Genomic DNA, 15,106 nt, shown 5'->3' with positions numbered 1-15,106 from the left:
TCCGCGGCATTCCTTTGCAAGTCTACGCCGCAACGGGCCAGCCCATGGCCGCCAGACCATGGGCAACCTGTGCCAGATGGCGCTGCTGTGCATCCCACGCGGCACCCGCCGCGGCGGCATCGACTTCGACCAGCCGCAACCGCCCGTTGAGCGGCGCCTGCGCGAGCTTCCAGAGATCGGCGCGGATCACCACGCCGATGCGCGGATAGCCGCCGGTAGTCTGCGCATCGCCCATCAGGATGATCGGCTGGCCCGAGGGCGGCACCTGGATCGTGCCCGGGATCACGCCCGACGACAGGATGTCGACGCTGCGCCGACGCTTGAGTTCGGGCCCGGCCAGCCGGCTGCCCATGCGGTTGCTTTGCGGCGTGATGCGCCAGCCGTCGCTCCAGAGTCCGGCGCGCGCCGCGACGGTGAACTGCTCGTATTCGGGGCCAGGCATCACGCGCAGCGAGATCGCCCCGGTCGTGCCCTCGCCCTGGTCCCAGGCCGGTGAGCGCAGACCGAAGGCACGGCGCTCGCGTTGCGCCGCGCTGAGCGACGAAGCGCCGAGCGGCAGCTTGTCGTTTTTTCGCAGTGCGCGGCCCCCATGGCCGCCAAAGCCGGCCTTGAGATCGGTGCTGCGCGAGCCCAGCACCAGCGCCACGTCGATGCCGCCGGCGACCGCGAGCCAGCTGCGCAGGCCGGGCTTGCCGCCCGAAACGTTGGCGTCGGCGAGCCTGAGCGTTTGCCCGGCCGCAACCGGCATGCTCCAGCAGGGCCAGACCGGCTGGCCGTCGAGGCGGGCGCCGAAGTCGTCGCCGGCCAGGGCGATGCGCGTGGCACTGCCGAAACGCAGCTCGCAGCCCCCCATCGTGAGTTCGAGGCCGGCCGCGCCATCTGGGTTGCCGACCAGGCGATTCGCCAGCGTCAGCGCCAGCGGGTCGAGCGCGCCACCGGGGCAGATGCCCAGGTGGCGGTGCCCGTGCCGGCCCAAGTCCTGCACCGAAGCCAGCATGCCGGGCCGGATGACGGTGATCACGTCCTGACACTCTCCGCGACAAAGCGCACGCGGTCGCCGGGGCGCAGCAAGGTCGGCTCCTTCGCGGCCGGGTCGAACATCTCGAGCGGCGTGCGCCCGATCAGTTGCCAGCCGCCCGGCGATACCAGCGGATAGATACCGGTCTGCTCCCCGCCGATGCCGACCGAACGTGCCGGCACGGCGGTGCGGGGTTCGGCACGGCGCGGCGTGGCGAGTTCGGGCGCCAGGCCGCCGAGAAACGCAAAGCCAGGCAGAAAGCCAAGCAGATAGACGATGTATTCACCGGCACAGTGGCGGCGAACCACCTCCATCGGGGTCAGGCCGGTGTGGGTCGCGACATCGGCCAGATCGGGGCCATCCTCACCACCGTAGGCCACCGGAATGCGCACCTCGCGTCCGGCGATGGCGGTCGGCCTGAGCTTGGGCCAGAGCGCCAGCACGCGCGCGCCCAGCGCTTCGGCATCGGTCTGCGCGGGGTCGAACATCAGCGTGAGGTTGTTCATGCCGGGCAGCATCTCGCCGACGCCGGGCCACGCCGCGGCCTCGGCCGCGAGCGCCCAGATCTTCTGTTGAACGTCGAGCCGCGCCGGCGCCGGCAGCTCGAACAGCAGCGCGGCGTCGCCGAGCGGATGCAGCCTGGGCGGCGGGGCTTCAGTCACTCACGTCCAAGGCTGCGCACCTTGGCAGCCAGCTTCTGCTGCACGCCGCGCGAGACGAACTTGTCGACCTCGCCCCCGAGCATCGCGATCTCACGCACGAAAGTGCTGGAGATGAACTGGTATTTGTCGCTCGGCGTGAGGAACACGGTCTCGACGTTCGGCATCAGCGAGCGATTCATGCCGGCCAGCTGGAACTCGTAGTCGAAGTCGGTCACGGCGCGCAGGCCGCGCACCATGGCCTTGCCGTTGCGCGCGACCACGAAGTCGCGCAGCAGGCCGGAAAAGCTCTCGACCGTGACGTGGTCCTTGAACGGCTCCGCCACTTCCCGCGCCATCTCGATGCGTTCCTGCAGCGAGAACAGCGCCTTCTTGTGGTGGCCCGCCGCCACTGCCACGATCACATGCGAAAACAGCTGGGTGGCGCGCCGCACCACGTCTTCATGGCCCAGCGTCATGGGATCGAATGTCCCGGGGTATACCGCGATCACGTTGGACATCGTCTTCCTCCTCGGTCGGCCGGTTCGGCCTGGGTCGGCGGATTATGCCGTCGCGGCAACGAGTGGCCGCAGCAGGTGCGCATGCACCGCGCCGGCCTTCAGGTAGCGGAAGCCGATCAGCCCCAGCGGGGCCAGTTCTTCGTCCGTCCAGCGCCGCGGCGCTTCGAGGTACACCGCACCATCGGCATGCAGCGCACGGGCAGCCGCGCGCAGCGCGGGCTCGTACAGCGCGGGCTGTTCGAACGGCGGATCGAGAAACACCGCATGCAGGCTGCCGGCCGGCACACGCTCCAGCGCGGTGACGCCATTGCCGCGCTCGACGCGCAGCGCCTGCGCGCCCAGCCGGGTCTTGATCGCCAGCAGTTGCGCGACGAGTTCGGCATCCTGCTCGCACGACAGCACGCTGGCGGCCCCGCGCGACGCGGCTTCCAGGCCGAGCGCGCCGGTGCCGGCAAAGGCATCGAGGCAATGCCAACCCGGCAACTCGCCGCCGCCGACGCCGGCCAGGCTGGCGAGCCAGTTGAACAGGGTTTCGCGCACGCGATCGGGCGTCGGCCGCAGGCCGGGCTTGTCGGCCACGGCCAGCCGGGTTCGCTTCCACAGCCCGCCGATGATGCGGATCTGGCGCGGCAGCGGCGCCTTGTGGCGGGGCACGCGGGCGGGCTTGCTGGCGGCGGGCTTGGGTGCGGGGTCTTTCCTCATGCGGCCAAGCTTAACTGCGGGCGCCGCCGTGGTGCGGTCATTGCGCGCCGCCGACGATGACGGTCACCATGCGCTCGGGCTGTAGCTTGCGCGCGAACGCGGCCTTGACGTCGGCTGCGGTCACTGCGTTCATGCGCGCCGTCCAGGTGTCGAGGTAGTCGAGCGGCAGGCCGTACCAGGCGATGTTGGCCACGTTGCCGAGCAGCTTGCGGTTGCTGTCGAGCAGGAGCGGGAAACCGCCGATCAGGTTGTCCTTGGCGGCCTTGAGTTCGATCTCGGTCGGGCCTTCGGCGACAAACTTCGCGAGCACTTCGCGCGACATCTTCACCGCCTCGGCCGCCTGGTCGGGCCGGGTCTGAAAGCCGATGCGGAACGCGCCCGCATGCAGGCCTGGCGAGAAGCCGCTGTAGATGCTGTACGTCAGGCCGCGCTTCTCGCGCACCTGGTCGGTCAGCCGCGAGACGAAACCGCCGCCGCCGAGCACGTAGTTGCCGAGCGTGAGCGCGAAGTGGTCGGGGTCGCTGCGCCGATAGCCCGGCTCGCCGATGAAGACGTGCGCCTGGGCCGAATCGAACGGAATGCGCTCTTCCTTTGGCGCCGTCAGCGCTGCAATCTCCGGCACCGGCGGCAGGGCCGCGCAGCCTGCCGGCTGGGCCGGCAAGCGCGACAACAGCGTCATCGCAATCGACTCGGCCTGCGGCCGCGTGACGTTGCCGACGATGCTGAGCCTGGCCCGGCACGGCACGGTCAGCTGCTCGTAGCGCGCGCGCATCGCGGCTGTGTCGATGCGTGCCAGCGTGGCTTCGGTCGCTTCCTGGCCGTAGGGATGGTTGCCGTAGACGGCCTGCCCGAAAGCGCGCGAGGCAGCGGTGGCCGGCTTGGTGTTGGCCTCCTTGATGGCCGCGCCGATGCGCTCGCGCTCGCGCTGCCAGATGTCTTCGGGGAACGATGGCTCGCCGATCTGGCGCGCTGCCAGCGCGACGGCCTTGCCCGACAGCGCCGGATCCGACAGCGTGCGCAGCGTGAAGCTGGTGCGCTCGGAACTGGCACTGGCGTCGAAGTTCGCACCGAGGTCGGCCCAGGCTTCGCCCAGTGCGTTCTGGTCCATCGCCTGCGGATAGGGGCCGGAGTCCGGCGCCGCGCGAACGCCTTTTTCGACCATGCCGGCCGTGACACTGGCCAGGCCGGCCTGCGGTGCCGGATCGCGCCGGCTGCCGGCATCGAAGTCGAGCTGGAGATCCAGGATCGGCAGCGTGTCCACGCTCGACAGCCAGACCTGCGCGCCGTTCGGCAGTGCCCAGTGCTGGATCGGCACGGCAGCCTGAACATTCAGGCCGAAAAGGCCCATCGCAGTAGCCAGCAGGGCGCAAGGCGCTATCTTTTTTGTAGCAAACATGAGGATTCGATCTTTCAGCGCAGGTCGCCCGCGGGCGCCGTGAAGCCACGCGGCCGGCGGTTCTTTTCAGGCGGCAGCGGCCGCAGGATGGCGACCGTGAGCTGGTCGTCGCCGAAGTACCTGGCCGCAACCGCCTGCACCTGTTCGGCCGTGACGGCCTGCAGCTTGGCAATGATCTTGGCGCTCGCGTCCAGCGGCAGCCCCTGAACCCAGTTGCTACCGAGCTCGCGCGCCTGCGCCATCACGGAATCGAGCTTGTAGGTTTCGCTGGCCACCCATTGCGTCTTGACACGGGCAAGTTCGGCCGCGCCGATGCCCTCCTTCGCCACGCGGGCCACCTCGGCACGCAACGCTGCCTCGACCTGCTCGGGCGTCTTGCCGGCAGCCGGCACACCATCGAGGCCGAACAGTTGCGGCCCGCGGCCGATGAAACCTGAATAAGAGCCAGCCGAGTCGGCCACCCGATCCGGGCCCTGGGTCAGCGCGCGATCCAGCCGCGAGCCGGCGTAGCCGTCGAGCACGGCCGAGAGCACTACCAGCGCCCAGGCATCGCTTTCTCCGTCCAAGGTCTCGAGCTTGGGCGTGCGAAAGGCCAGCGACACATACGACTGCTCAGCCGGTGCCTTGAACTCGATGCGGCGGATGCCGCGCTGCTCGGGCTCGGTACGCGGCTTGCGCAGCGGCACGGCCCGGTTCGGGATGCCGCCATAGTATTTTTCGGCCAGCTTGCGCACCTGCGCCACGTCGACGTCGCCGGCGATCACGATCGCGGCATTGGCCGGCACGTACCAGCGCTGGTGGAAGTCGCGCACGTCCTGCGGCGTCATCGCGTCGAGGTCGCTCATCCAGCCGACCACCGGGCGGTGGTAGGGCGAGGCGACGAACACGGCCGCGGTCTGCTGCTCGCCGAGCAGCGCGCGCGGCTGGTCTTCGGTGCGCATGCGGCGCTCTTCCTTGACCACCTCGATCTCGCGTTTGAACTCGTCGTCGGCCCACTGGTTGTGGGCGAAGCGGTCGGACTCCAGCTTCATGATGTCTTCCAGCTTGCCCATCGGGATCTGCTGGTAGTAGCCGGTGTAGTCACGCGTGGTGAAGGCGTTTTCACGCCCGCCGAGCGCGGCCACGCGGCGCGAAAACTCGCCGGGCTTCAGGTCTTTGGTGCCCTTGAACATCATGTGCTCGAGTGCGTGGGCCACGCCCGAAGTGCCATCGACCTCGTCCATCGAGCCGACGCGAACCCAGATCATCTGCACCGCAGTGGGCGCACGGCGATCCGGCTGGACGATCAGCGTCATGCCGTTGGCGAGCGTGAATTGCTGCGCCTGCGTGGACGATGGGGAGGAAGAAGCGGCGGGTGGGCTTTGAGCAGCGACGGGCATGGCCCAGAGCGCGAGGAGCGCCGTGGCCAGCACCGCACCGGACGCAGCGCGGCGTGGCGAGGAGCGTTTCATAGAATGGGTCGGATTGTAAAAACCCCCTGATGTTCAGTTTCTTCAAGAAAAAAAAGCCCGAGGCCGAGCTGCCGCCGGCGCCCCCTCCTCCGCCACCGCCGCCTCCGCCGGTTGCGGCACCCCCGATGGTGCCCCAGGAAGTGCCGGCGTTCCTGCGCAACCTGCCACCCGCGCCGCCACCCCCACCGCCGCCCCCGAAGGTTTCGCCCTATCGCGCTGCGCCGCCACCCGTGGCGGCGATCGAGCCCGAGCGCGCGGGCTGGCTCGACAAGCTCAAGACCGGCCTGCGCAAGACCGGCACCGGCATCACGGCCGTTTTCGTCAATGCGCAGATCGACGAGGCGCTCTACGAAGAGCTCGAAACCGCGCTGCTGATGGCCGACACCGGCGTCAAGGCCACCGAGTCGATGCTGGAGGAACTGCGCCGCCGCGTCAAAAGCACGATGCCCAGCAACGCCGCGCAGGTGCGCGTGCTGCTGGCCGACGTGCTGACCGATCTGCTCAAGCCGCTCGAAAAACCGCTCGTCATCGGCGAGCACGCACCGACGGTGATCATGGTCGCGGGCGTCAACGGCGCCGGCAAGACCACCTCCATCGGCAAGCTCACCAAGCACCTGGCCGACGAAGGCTGCTCGGTGCTGCTGGCCGCGGCCGACACCTTCCGCGCCGCGGCGCGCGAGCAACTGCTGGTCTGGGCCGATCGCAACACCGTCGAGATCGTGAGCAACGAGGGGGGCGACCCCTCGTCCGTGAGCTTCGACGCGGTCAAGGCGGGCAAGGCACGCGGCAAGGACGTGGTGCTGGTCGATACGGCCGGCCGGCTGCCGACGCAGCTCCATCTGATGGACGAGCTCAAGAAGATCAAACGCGTGGTGACGAAGGCCGACGCGACCGCACCGCACGAGGTGCTGCTGGTGATCGACGGCAACACCGGCCAGAACGCGGTGGCGCAGGTCAAGGCCTTCGACGACACGCTGGGACTGACCGGCCTGATCGTGACCAAGCTCGACGGAACCGCCAGGGGCGGCGTGCTGGCTGCGATCGCGCGAGAGCGGCCGATTCCGGTGTACTTCGTCGGCGTCGGCGAGAAGCTGGAAGACCTCGAGACCTTCAGCGCGCGCGAGTTCGCGCAGGCGCTGCTCGGCTGACACGCCCGGGGTGCTCTGGCATCATGGCCGGATCGCCGCATCGCACGGCGCTCCGGAGACTGACATGCAAACCGCCCACGCCCCGCTTCCCGGCACCGACCGCAAGGTCGACCGCCTGCTCGCCCACTACGGCGAAAGCCATCGCAACCCGACCAACGAACTGATCCACTTCGTCGCCATCCCCGCGATCATGCTCAGCATCGTCGGCCTGCTGTTCGCGCTGCATCCCTGGGTGGCCTATGCCTTCGTGGCAGCCAGCCTCGTCTACTACGCGTCGCTGCGCTCGCCGGTGCTGTTCGCCACCATGGCGGTCGGCACCGTCGCGCTGCTGGCGCTGGTTCATGCGCTGGGCACCTACCTGGTACCGGTGTCGGCCGTGGTGTTCGTGGTCGCCTGGATCTTCCAGTTCGTCGGCCACAAGATCGAAGGCAAGAAGCCCTCGTTCTTCGAAGACATCCAGTACCTCTGGGTCGGCCCGCTGTTCGTGGTGACGCAGTTGTACGCCCGACTGGGCGTGCGCTGGTAGGCCGTCAGCAGAGCAAGCCCAGCTCCGAGAGCAGTCCGAAGTTGGTGCTGCTGTTGCGCGTCAGGTAGCGGATGTCGCAATCGCCGACGCGGATCACGTCGCCATGGTGCAGCTCCTGGCGTTGCACCTGGCGGCCATTGACGAAGGTGCCGTTGCTGCTGCCCAGATCCCGCAGCCAGGTGCCGTCGTCTTCCACGCTCAGTTCGGCATGGTGCCGGCTGACGCGCGGGCGCAAGATCTGCACGTCGTTGTCCACCTCTCGCCCGATCGAGGTTCGATCGGCGGCAAGGTCGATCACTTTGGGGGCGGTGGTTTTCGTCAACAGAATCAGGCGGGCCATGGTTTTTGTTCTCCTCGGCGAGATGCCGATGTCAATGTGCGCCCGGCCCACAGTTAGCCCTAGTAACTAGTTGGCATGTAATCCTTTGTTATTCATTTTTGTCTCTAAAAATGCCAGGGCCGTGCAAAAGCACACGCGATCCCGTTGCCGACCGACAGCCAAAGGCTATCGCGGCGATTGAAATAAGGGGGAACCCTGACCTTAGCACTCCCTCTAACCGAGTGCTAATATGATCCGAACCAAAGGAGTTTCCTCAATGACAACCCTGTCTGGAGTCTCTGCCAACCAACTGGCTGTGGCCAACCCGTGGTCGGTCGTGCCGCCGTTGGGCAATCTGGACGCCTACATTTCGGTCGCCAACCGGCTGCCGCTGCTCACGCTTGAAGAAGAGCAGGGCTTTGCCCGCAGGCTGCGCGACCACAACGACCTCGAGGCCGCCGGCGCGCTCGTTCTGTCGCACCTGCGCCTGGTCGTTTCCATTTCCCGCCAGTACCTGGGTTACGGGCTGCCGCACGGCGACCTGATCCAGGAAGGCAATGTCGGCCTGATGAAGGCCGTGAAGCGCTTCGACCCCGACCAGGGCGTGCGGCTGGTGAGCTACGCCATGCACTGGATCAAGGCCGAGATTCACGAGTACATCCTGAAGAACTGGCGCATGGTCAAGGTGGCGACCACCAAGGCGCAGCGCAAGCTGTTCTTCAATCTGCGCTCGATGAAGCAGGGCTTCAAGGCCGAGTCCGCCGCTCTCGACGAAGGCACGCACCGCGACACGCTGAGCCCCGACGAGGTCGGCCAGGTCGCGGCCAGGCTGAACGTCAAGCCCGAAGAAGTGCTCGAGATGGAAACCCGCTTGTCGGGTGGCGACATCCTGCTCGATCCGAGCCCGTCGGACGACGGCGAAGAATCGTTCGGCCCGATCGCCTACCTGGCCGACGCCACGCAGGAGCCGACCGCGCAGCTTGAATCGCGCGCCCGCGACCGCCTCTCGAGCGATGGCATCTCGACCGCGCTGGAAGCGCTGGACGAGCGCAGCCGGCGCATCGTGGAAGAGCGTTGGCTGAAGGTGAACGACGACGGCTCGGGCGGCATGACGCTGCACGACCTGGCTGCGGTGTATGGCGTGAGCGCCGAGCGCATCCGCCAGATCGAAGTGGCGGCGATGAAGAAGATGAAGAAGTCGCTCGCAACCTTCGCCTGAAGTCCGCTTCACTCCCAGGAACAGCCCGGCCGCGTGCCGGGCTTTTTTATACTCGTCGGCTTTGCGTCCGCCGAACTCACCGGAACAACACCCCATGATCGCTTCACGCTCGCGCCGCTCGTTCACCGCACTGGCCGCCGCACTGCTCGCCGCCGGCCCCGCCATCGCGGCCTCGCCGCTCGACAGCTGGCCGAGCAAGCCGCTGCGCATCGTGGTGGGTTTTCCGGGCGGCTCGACGCCCGACCTGTCGGCCCGCACGATCGCCGAGCCGCTGTCGAAGGCGCTCGGCCAGCCGGTGATCGTGGAGAACCGCGTCGGCGCCGGCGGCAACATCGCCGGCGAAGTGGTGGCGCACGCGACCGACAACCACACGATCAGCGTGATGATCAACGGCAACATGACGATCGCGAAGCTGCTCAATAGCAAGCTCGGCTACGACCCGCTGACCGATCTGCAGCCCGTGAGCCTGGTGGGCACGGCGCCGCTGGTGCTGGCCGTGCCGGCCGCCACGCCGGGCAACACGCCGCAGGAGCTGCTGAAGGCCGCACGCGCATCCGGCAGCAGCTGGAGCTACGGCACCCCCGGCGTGGGCACCGTGGGGCATCTGGGCATGGAGCTGCTCAACGCGCAGCTCAAGACCCAGTCGGTGCACGTGCCCTACCCCGGCTACCCGCAGGTGATCAACGGGATGATCGGCGGCCAGCTGCAGTGGGCACTGCTGCCGCCGGCGCTGGTGAGTGCGCAGGCGCGCGCCGGCAAGCTCAAGGTGATCGGCGTGACCAGCACCGGTCGCAGCACCCTGGTGCCCGAGTACCCGAGCCTGGCCGAGCTCGGACTGCCGGGCTTCCAGCTCGAGATCTGGAACGCGGTGGCGGCTCCGGCCTCGATGCCGAAGCCGATCGTCGCGAAGCTGTCGGCGCTGGTGAGCGAGATCGTGCGCTCGCCGGAAGTGCGCGCCAAGCTGTTCCAGCAGGGCTGGCAAGCAGTGGGCTCGTCGTCCGAAGGGCTGGCCAACCGCATCAAGGCCGACACGGCGCAGCTTGGCGGCGTGATCAAGGCGCGCGGCATCAAGAACGAGTGATCGCCGTCAGGCCTTGGAGAGCGTGCGCAATGCGCGCCTGACGATGTACCGGGTGGCCGGTGCATCCGACGCCGCGAGCCATCGCGCCGCAACCGATTCGACCCACTCCCCTTGCGTCTTGCTCGCGTCGTTGAGCCAGTTGGCGACCGAGTTCTGCACATAGCGGCTGCCGTCGGCCTGGAGCGGCTCGAGCAGCGGCAACGCCAGCCAGGGCTCGGCCTTGAGCGCTTCGATCTGCGCGCACCAGACGCCACGCGGGCGCGTGAGTTCGCTGGCAAAACGGCGAATGTTCGGATCGGCGTCCCGCACCCAAGGCTGCAACAGTTCCAGCGCTTCGTCGAGCGATGCGATCACCGCATCGCGCACGGCCATCCAGGCGATCTCGCGGACGCCGAAATGCGGGTCGGCGGCGAAGCGGCGCACGGCCTGCAGCTGGCGCGGCAGTTCGAGCCCCGACAGCGTGATCCACTGCGCCGCCCAGCAGCGCGCGGCATCGCTCGGGTGCGTGGCGATGCGATGCGCAATGGCATCGCGCTCGGGGTGCAGTGCCACGATGTCGTAGAACGCGCGCGCCACGTGGTCGTGCCGTTTCATGGGCTTGAAGCTCGCCAGCATCGCGAGCGTGTCCTCGAGCCGCTCGTGCGCCGCGTCGATGCCGATCTGGCCTGCCACGCTGCGTGCCAGGCGCGGCAGTTCGAGCGCAAGGAACTCGTTGAGGTTGACGGTTTCAAGCAGGCCGTCGTTGAGCGCCTGCAGCACCTCGGGCGGAATGAGCGCGATACGGAACGCGCCCTTGCGAGTCTTCAGGTGCTCGATGGAGCCGGCCACGGCGGACTCAGGACTTCAGCAGCGCCTTGACGTCGGCCAGCATCGGCGCGGCACCCGCGCCGTAGCGCGCGTACAGCCGCAGCCGGCCCGAGGGGTCGTAGATGTAGCTGGCGGCCGAGTGATCCATCGAATAGCTGGTCGGTGTCGAGCCGTCGACCTTCTTGTAGTAGACCTTGAAGTCCTTGGCGATGGCGGCCAGTTGCTCGGGTGTCGGGATCAAGGCCACGAAGCCCGGGTCGAACGCACCCATGTAGGCCTTCAGCACGGTCGGCGTATCGCGCGCCGGATCGACGGTGATGAACACCACCTGCAGCTTGTCGCCGTCGGCGCCGAGCTGCTGCTTGACCTGGGCCATCTCGGTCATCGTGGTCGGGCAGACATCGGGGCACTGCGCATAGCCGAAGAACAGCACGACCACCTTGCCCTTGAAGTCGGCCAGCGTGCGCACCTTGCCGTCGGTATCGGCCAGCGAGAAGTCCCGGGCGTAATCGGCGCCCGTGAGGTCGACTGCATTGAAGCTCTGCCGGGCCTCGGTGCACCCCGAAAGATTCAAGCCCAAGGCGGCTGCAGCGGCCACCCATCCTGCGCTTCCAGCCATCAACTTAATAGCGCTTCGCTTGTTCATCGCAACGTTCTCAAAACAGGTAGTGGTCGACCAGCAGCGCCGCGAACAGCACGCTCAGGTGGATCAGCGAAAAACGGAAGGTCTTGCGCGCCAGCGTGTCGGAGTAGTGGCGCCAAAGCGCGAACGCATAGCCGGTGAAGCCGATGCTCACCGCCACCGCCACCGCCAGGTAAAGCCAGCCGCTCATGCCGTAGATGAACGGCATCAGGCAGGCCGCGAACAGGATGAAGGTGTAGAGCAACACCTGCAGCCGCGTGAATTCGTTGCCGTGCGTCACGGGCAGCATCGGCAGGCCGGCCTTGCGGTAATCCTCGACGCGGTACAGCGCGAGCGCCCAGAAATGCGGCGGCGTCCACAGGAAGATGATCAGGAACAGGATCAGGGCTTCGGGCCCGACGTTGTCGGTCATCGCGGCCCAACCCAGCACCGGCGGCATCGCGCCCGAGGCGCCGCCGATCACGATGTTCTGCGGCGTCAGTGGTTTCAGGATGACGGTGTAGACGACCGCGTAACCGACGAAGGTGGCGAAGGTGAGCCACATGGTGAGCGGATTCACCGTGAACCACAGCAGCGCCGAGCCGGCCGCGCAGAGCAGCGCCGAGAAGATCAGCGCCTGCCGGTCGCTCAGCTGGCCGCGCGCGGTGGGGCGCCATGCCGTGCGCTTCATCTTCGCGTCGATGCCCTTTTCGACCAGGCAGTTGAATGCCGCGGCTGCGCCGGCCACGAGCCAGATACCGATGCAGGCGACGAGGCCGCGCTGCAGCTCGGCCCAGCCCGGCACGCCCGGCACCGCCAGCACCATGCCGATCAGCGCGCAGAACACGATGAGCTGCACTACGCGCGGCTTGGTCAGCGCATAGAACTGGCGCAGCACGTTGGCGGTGCTGGTGGCTTCGGTAACGGGCAAGGGCGTGCTCATGTCTTTCGCATCTTTCCAGAAACACCGCGGAACGGGCTTTGCCCGACCGTTGGTGTTGCCCCCTGCAAGGGAGGTGGCACAGCGACGCGAAGTGCGCGGAGACTGGGGACGCGCCTGGTTTCGCACAGCGTCCAGACCAGCACCACGGCCAGCGCGGCAGCACCACCGGTGTGCAGCACGGCCGCCAGCAGCGGCCAACCGAGCAACACGTTGCCGAGGCCGGTGGCAAGCTGCAGCAGCGCCAGGCCGGCCAGCCATTTCGCCTGCGGGCGCAGCGGCACGACGCGACGCAGCCGCCAGGCCAGCACACCGATCGCCACGAACACGACATATGCCATCAGCCGGTGCACGTAGTGAATCGCCGTCAGCGCCGAGAAATCGACCGGGTTGCCGGCCGAAGTGAGGCCGAGGGCGCGCCAGATCTCGAAGCCCTGCGCAAAGTTCATGGGCGGCCACCAGCTGTCCTGGCAGGTCGGGAACTGGGTGCAGGCCAGCACCGCGTAGTTGGTGCTGACCCAGCCGCCCAGCGCAATCTGCAGCCCGAGCAGCAGGCTCGTGGCCACCAGCAGGCTGCGCAGCCCGCCGGGCAAGGCGGTCGGCAGCCGCTCGCTCGCGGCTTGCTGGTAGCGCACCGCCTGCATGCAGAGCAGCGCGAGCAGCACGATGGCGCCGAGCAGGTGCAGCGTGACGATCGCGGGGTAGAGCTTCATGGTCACGGTCAGCGCGCCGAACGCACCCTGCAGGCAGACCCAGACCAGCGTGACCAGTGGCCACCAGGGCTTGAGCGCGACCTGCGGTGCTGCAATGGCCGGTGACCGCCGTTGCCGGCGCCAGGCGACGAAAGTGGCGATCGCCAACACGACGATCAGCACGCCGACGCCGGTGGCCAGGTAGCGGTGCACCATCTCGATCCAGGCCTTGCCGTGCGTCACCGGGCCGGTCGGCTGCGCGGCTTGCGCCATCGCGATGTCATGCCGCGCACCGAGCGGGCTCGCGTTGCCGTAGCAGCCGGGCCAGTCGGGGCAGCCGAGGCCCGAATCGGTCAGGCGCGTGAAGGCACCGAACAGCGTGAGGTCGAAGGTCAGGAACAGCACGAGCACGGTCAGCGCATGCAGGCGCCGCGCAACGCCATGGCCCGCATTGCGGCGCCAGACCCACACCAGCGGCCCGAGCGCGATCAGCACACCCATGCCCATCAGCCAGGCGATCGGCGCGAGGTCGTAGGGCGCGGGAGTGTTCATCTTCCGGGTTCGTCCCAGGAGGCGGAGGCGCGCAGCAGCCGGTTGATGTCGTTCTTGGCCCTGGCCGCGCCCGCGGCGTCCATGCGCGCCGGAAAACGCATCATCCAGTTGCCCATCGGGTCGACCACATAGAGGTGCTCGGCCAGCGTGTGGCCGGCTTCGGGCGCGAGCCATTGCGACAGCTGCGCCGCCGGCACGCGCAGCACCGTGGCGCCATGCAGGCCGTTGTCCAGACGCGCGGGCGGCGGGTTGGCGTCGCTGATGAGCCAGACGCGGTCCATCCGGTCTTTTTCGCGACCAAGGCTTTCGCGCAACTGGCGCTGCAGATAGAGCTGCTGCTCGCACAACTTGTCGCAGGCAGCATCTCCGACCGCGACCAGCAGCCATTGCCCCTTGAGCGAGGCCAGCGAAACCGGCGCGCCGTCGCGCGTGGCGACCGTCCACGCCGGCAGCGGGCGTTGGGGTTCGACCAGTTCGCCATACACGCGGCGGCCTTCAGGTCGAATGACGTAGTAGGTGAAGTAGGAGGCGATCACCGGTGCCGCACACATCAGCAGCACCGCGACCATCTTCCAGCGGCCCATGACCGTGCGGCGAGCCGAAGCGTCGCCGAGCGACTGCGGCGACGGCATCGAATGCACGGTGAGCCCGAGCGGTTCGTCAGCCACGGCGGGCACGCCGGAGCGGGGCAACGATTTGGAACCAGACATAGAGGATGGTGACGAGGGCCGCGAGGCCGAACCACTGAAACGCGTAGCCGTAATGCTTTTCGATGCCGAGCGCCGGCGCCGGCCAGTCACGCTGCAAGCCTTGGGAGGCCGCGCCGGTTTGCTGCAGCGACACATCGGCCCGCAATGGCAGTCCGGTTTCGGCGCGGAATGCTTCGAGGTCGAGATTTTGCCGGATGGGCGAAGACCCCACTGCGTCCTGCGCGCCGGCGGCCGGCGCGGCGGCCTTGGCCAGCTCGAGCAGATGCGATGGCGGTGGCTCGATGCGGCCCTCGATCTCGACCAGCCCGGCGGGGGTCTGGACGGCCTGCAACTGCGCTCGGTTCTCGAAGTTGCGCTGGATCCAGCCGCGCTGCACCATCACGGTCTGCTCGCTGCCTTCGATCGCGAACGGCGTCAGCACGTAGAAGCCAGGCACGCCGTGCATCTGCCGGTTGTCGAGGTAAACCGTTTGCGGCGTGAGCCAGAGCCCGCGCAGCCGCACGGATCGGTGCATGGCCTCGGTCGGCCGCGTCATCAGGAGAAAGGCTTGCTGGTCGAGCGGCGGCTGGTTTTTCTGCAGTTCGATCTCGGCCTGCAGCGCCTCTTTTTGCGCGGCGCGCGACAGCTGCCAGCGGCCCAGCGACGCGGTGGCCGCGAGCGTGAGCACGGCGGCGATCGTGACCAGCCAGAAACGGCCGCGGCGGGCGGATCGCGGACTCGGATTGGGTGTGGGGGTCAAGGGACGGGACGGCTGCGGCGGCCGA

At 68.1% G+C, this 15,106-nt stretch carries 17 protein-coding genes; 4 read left to right on the top strand and 13 right to left on the bottom strand.

Translation table 11 applies throughout. The features are described from left to right. Positions 1-22 precede the first annotated feature (22 nt). Genes QTI05_RS12970 through QTI05_RS12945 form a run of 6 tightly spaced genes read right to left on the bottom strand, consistent with a single transcriptional unit; the run spans position 23 to position 5,726 of the window. Positions 23-1,021 (bottom strand): 5-oxoprolinase subunit C family protein, encoded by a 999-nt coding sequence (locus QTI05_RS12970; RefSeq protein WP_286621599.1) that lies wholly within the window; start codon positions 1,019-1,021, stop codon positions 23-25. Then, positions 1,018-1,680 carry a 5-oxoprolinase subunit PxpB gene (pxpB, locus tag QTI05_RS12965; protein ID WP_286621597.1) on the bottom strand — a complete coding sequence of 221 codons (663 nt, stop codon included), beginning with the start codon at positions 1,678-1,680 and terminating at the stop codon, positions 1,018-1,020. The genes QTI05_RS12970 and pxpB overlap by 4 nt, the downstream gene beginning before the upstream one ends. Continuing rightward, positions 1,677-2,177 carry a pantetheine-phosphate adenylyltransferase gene (gene coaD, locus QTI05_RS12960; RefSeq protein WP_286539253.1) on the bottom strand — a complete coding sequence of 167 codons (501 nt, stop codon included), beginning with the start codon at positions 2,175-2,177 and terminating at the stop codon, positions 1,677-1,679. The genes pxpB and coaD overlap by 4 nt, the downstream gene beginning before the upstream one ends. A gap of 42 nt (positions 2,178-2,219) precedes the next feature. Further along, the gene (locus tag QTI05_RS12955; RefSeq protein ID WP_286621595.1) at positions 2,220-2,879 is read right to left on the bottom strand and encodes an RsmD family RNA methyltransferase; all 660 of its coding nucleotides are present in this window, start codon (positions 2,877-2,879) and stop codon (positions 2,220-2,222) included. A 37-nt stretch (positions 2,880-2,916) separates the two neighbouring features. Beyond that, positions 2,917-4,275 (bottom strand): M16 family metallopeptidase, encoded by a 1,359-nt coding sequence (locus tag QTI05_RS12950; RefSeq protein ID WP_286621593.1) that lies wholly within the window; start codon positions 4,273-4,275, stop codon positions 2,917-2,919. A 14-nt stretch (positions 4,276-4,289) separates the two neighbouring features. Then, positions 4,290-5,726: a M16 family metallopeptidase gene (locus QTI05_RS12945; protein ID WP_286621592.1), complete on the bottom strand. Its 1,437-nt coding sequence runs from the start codon at positions 5,724-5,726 to the stop codon at positions 4,290-4,292. Between the two features lie 29 nt (positions 5,727-5,755). On the opposite strand from QTI05_RS12945, the gene ftsY reads away from it, so the two are divergent. Further along, positions 5,756-6,874, top strand: a complete 1,119-nt coding sequence (gene ftsY, locus QTI05_RS12940; RefSeq protein ID WP_286621590.1) for a signal recognition particle-docking protein FtsY — start codon at positions 5,756-5,758, stop codon at positions 6,872-6,874. Positions 6,875-6,938: 64 nt separating this feature from the next. Beyond that, positions 6,939-7,400, top strand: a complete 462-nt coding sequence (locus tag QTI05_RS12935) for an Mpo1 family 2-hydroxy fatty acid dioxygenase (protein WP_286621588.1) — start codon at positions 6,939-6,941, stop codon at positions 7,398-7,400. 4 nt (positions 7,401-7,404) lie between these two features. Here the strand turns inward: QTI05_RS12935 and QTI05_RS12930 are convergent, their stop codons facing one another. Beyond that, a complete protein-coding gene (locus tag QTI05_RS12930) occupies positions 7,405-7,740 on the bottom strand; it encodes an FHA domain-containing protein (protein WP_286621586.1) in 336 nt (111 codons plus the stop codon). 256 nt (positions 7,741-7,996) lie between these two features. Between QTI05_RS12930 and rpoH the strand changes: the two genes are divergently transcribed. Together rpoH and QTI05_RS12920 are read left to right on the top strand one after the other, a co-directional pair. Then, complete coding sequence (gene rpoH, locus QTI05_RS12925) at positions 7,997-8,938, top strand: RNA polymerase sigma factor RpoH (RefSeq protein WP_286539261.1); 942 nt, start codon at positions 7,997-7,999, stop codon at positions 8,936-8,938. A 94-nt stretch (positions 8,939-9,032) separates the two neighbouring features. Continuing rightward, positions 9,033-10,019 (top strand): Bug family tripartite tricarboxylate transporter substrate binding protein, encoded by a 987-nt coding sequence (locus QTI05_RS12920; RefSeq protein WP_286621584.1) that lies wholly within the window; start codon positions 9,033-9,035, stop codon positions 10,017-10,019. A 6-nt stretch (positions 10,020-10,025) separates the two neighbouring features. Here QTI05_RS12920 and QTI05_RS12915 read toward each other — a convergent pair whose 3' ends face one another. From QTI05_RS12915 to QTI05_RS12890, 6 genes are read right to left on the bottom strand one after another with little or no spacing between them, the layout of a single operon-like run. Then, positions 10,026-10,847 carry a DNA alkylation repair protein gene (locus tag QTI05_RS12915; protein ID WP_286621583.1) on the bottom strand — a complete coding sequence of 274 codons (822 nt, stop codon included), beginning with the start codon at positions 10,845-10,847 and terminating at the stop codon, positions 10,026-10,028. Positions 10,848-10,854: 7 nt separating this feature from the next. Next, the gene (locus QTI05_RS12910) at positions 10,855-11,472 is read right to left on the bottom strand and encodes an SCO family protein (protein WP_286621581.1); all 618 of its coding nucleotides are present in this window, start codon (positions 11,470-11,472) and stop codon (positions 10,855-10,857) included. 10 nt (positions 11,473-11,482) lie between these two features. Next, on the bottom strand, positions 11,483-12,391 hold the full coding sequence (gene cyoE / locus QTI05_RS12905) for a heme o synthase (protein ID WP_286621579.1): 909 nt from the start codon (positions 12,389-12,391) through the stop codon (positions 11,483-11,485). Beyond that, entirely contained in the window at positions 12,388-13,632 is a 1,245-nt protein-coding gene (locus QTI05_RS12900; RefSeq protein WP_286621577.1) for a COX15/CtaA family protein, read from the bottom strand. The genes cyoE and QTI05_RS12900 overlap by 4 nt, the downstream gene beginning before the upstream one ends. Then, positions 13,629-14,309 carry an SCO family protein gene (locus QTI05_RS12895; protein WP_444812923.1) on the bottom strand — a complete coding sequence of 227 codons (681 nt, stop codon included), beginning with the start codon at positions 14,307-14,309 and terminating at the stop codon, positions 13,629-13,631. Before QTI05_RS12895 ends, QTI05_RS12900 begins: the two co-directional genes overlap by 4 nt. After that, the gene (locus QTI05_RS12890; RefSeq protein ID WP_286621573.1) at positions 14,293-15,081 is read right to left on the bottom strand and encodes an SURF1 family protein; all 789 of its coding nucleotides are present in this window, start codon (positions 15,079-15,081) and stop codon (positions 14,293-14,295) included. The genes QTI05_RS12895 and QTI05_RS12890 overlap by 17 nt, the downstream gene beginning before the upstream one ends. Positions 15,082-15,106: the final 25 nt, after the last annotated feature.

Origin of the sequence: Variovorax fucosicus, assembly GCF_030316825.1 — a bacterium.
In the GTDB taxonomy this organism is placed as follows: domain Bacteria; phylum Pseudomonadota; class Gammaproteobacteria; order Burkholderiales; family Burkholderiaceae_C; genus Variovorax; species Variovorax fucosicus.
This window is presented reverse-complemented; position numbering and strand designations above follow the sequence as displayed.

What these genes read in the sequence shown, in the direction of transcription:
- QTI05_RS12950 (WP_286621593.1), bottom strand. Translation starts at nt 4,275, where the DNA reads ATGTTTGCTACAAAAAAGATAGCGCCTTGCGCCCTGCTGGCTACTGCG.
- QTI05_RS12955 (WP_286621595.1), bottom strand. Translation starts at nt 2,879, where the DNA reads ATGAGGAAAGACCCCGCACCCAAGCCCGCCGCCAGCAAGCCCGCCCGC.
- QTI05_RS12920 (WP_286621584.1), top strand. Translation starts at nt 9,033, where the DNA reads ATGATCGCTTCACGCTCGCGCCGCTCGTTCACCGCACTGGCCGCCGCA.
- QTI05_RS12910 (WP_286621581.1), bottom strand. Translation starts at nt 11,472, where the DNA reads ATGAACAAGCGAAGCGCTATTAAGTTGATGGCTGGAAGCGCAGGATGG.
- QTI05_RS12930 (WP_286621586.1), bottom strand. Translation starts at nt 7,740, where the DNA reads ATGGCCCGCCTGATTCTGTTGACGAAAACCACCGCCCCCAAAGTGATC.
- cyoE (WP_286621579.1), bottom strand. Translation starts at nt 12,391, where the DNA reads ATGAGCACGCCCTTGCCCGTTACCGAAGCCACCAGCACCGCCAACGTG.
- rpoH (WP_286539261.1), top strand. Translation starts at nt 7,997, where the DNA reads ATGACAACCCTGTCTGGAGTCTCTGCCAACCAACTGGCTGTGGCCAAC.
- QTI05_RS12945 (WP_286621592.1), bottom strand. Translation starts at nt 5,726, where the DNA reads ATGAAACGCTCCTCGCCACGCCGCGCTGCGTCCGGTGCGGTGCTGGCC.
- coaD (WP_286539253.1), bottom strand. Translation starts at nt 2,177, where the DNA reads ATGTCCAACGTGATCGCGGTATACCCCGGGACATTCGATCCCATGACG.
- ftsY (WP_286621590.1), top strand. Translation starts at nt 5,756, where the DNA reads ATGTTCAGTTTCTTCAAGAAAAAAAAGCCCGAGGCCGAGCTGCCGCCG.
- QTI05_RS12900 (WP_286621577.1), bottom strand. Translation starts at nt 13,632, where the DNA reads ATGAACACTCCCGCGCCCTACGACCTCGCGCCGATCGCCTGGCTGATG.
- QTI05_RS12935 (WP_286621588.1), top strand. Translation starts at nt 6,939, where the DNA reads ATGCAAACCGCCCACGCCCCGCTTCCCGGCACCGACCGCAAGGTCGAC.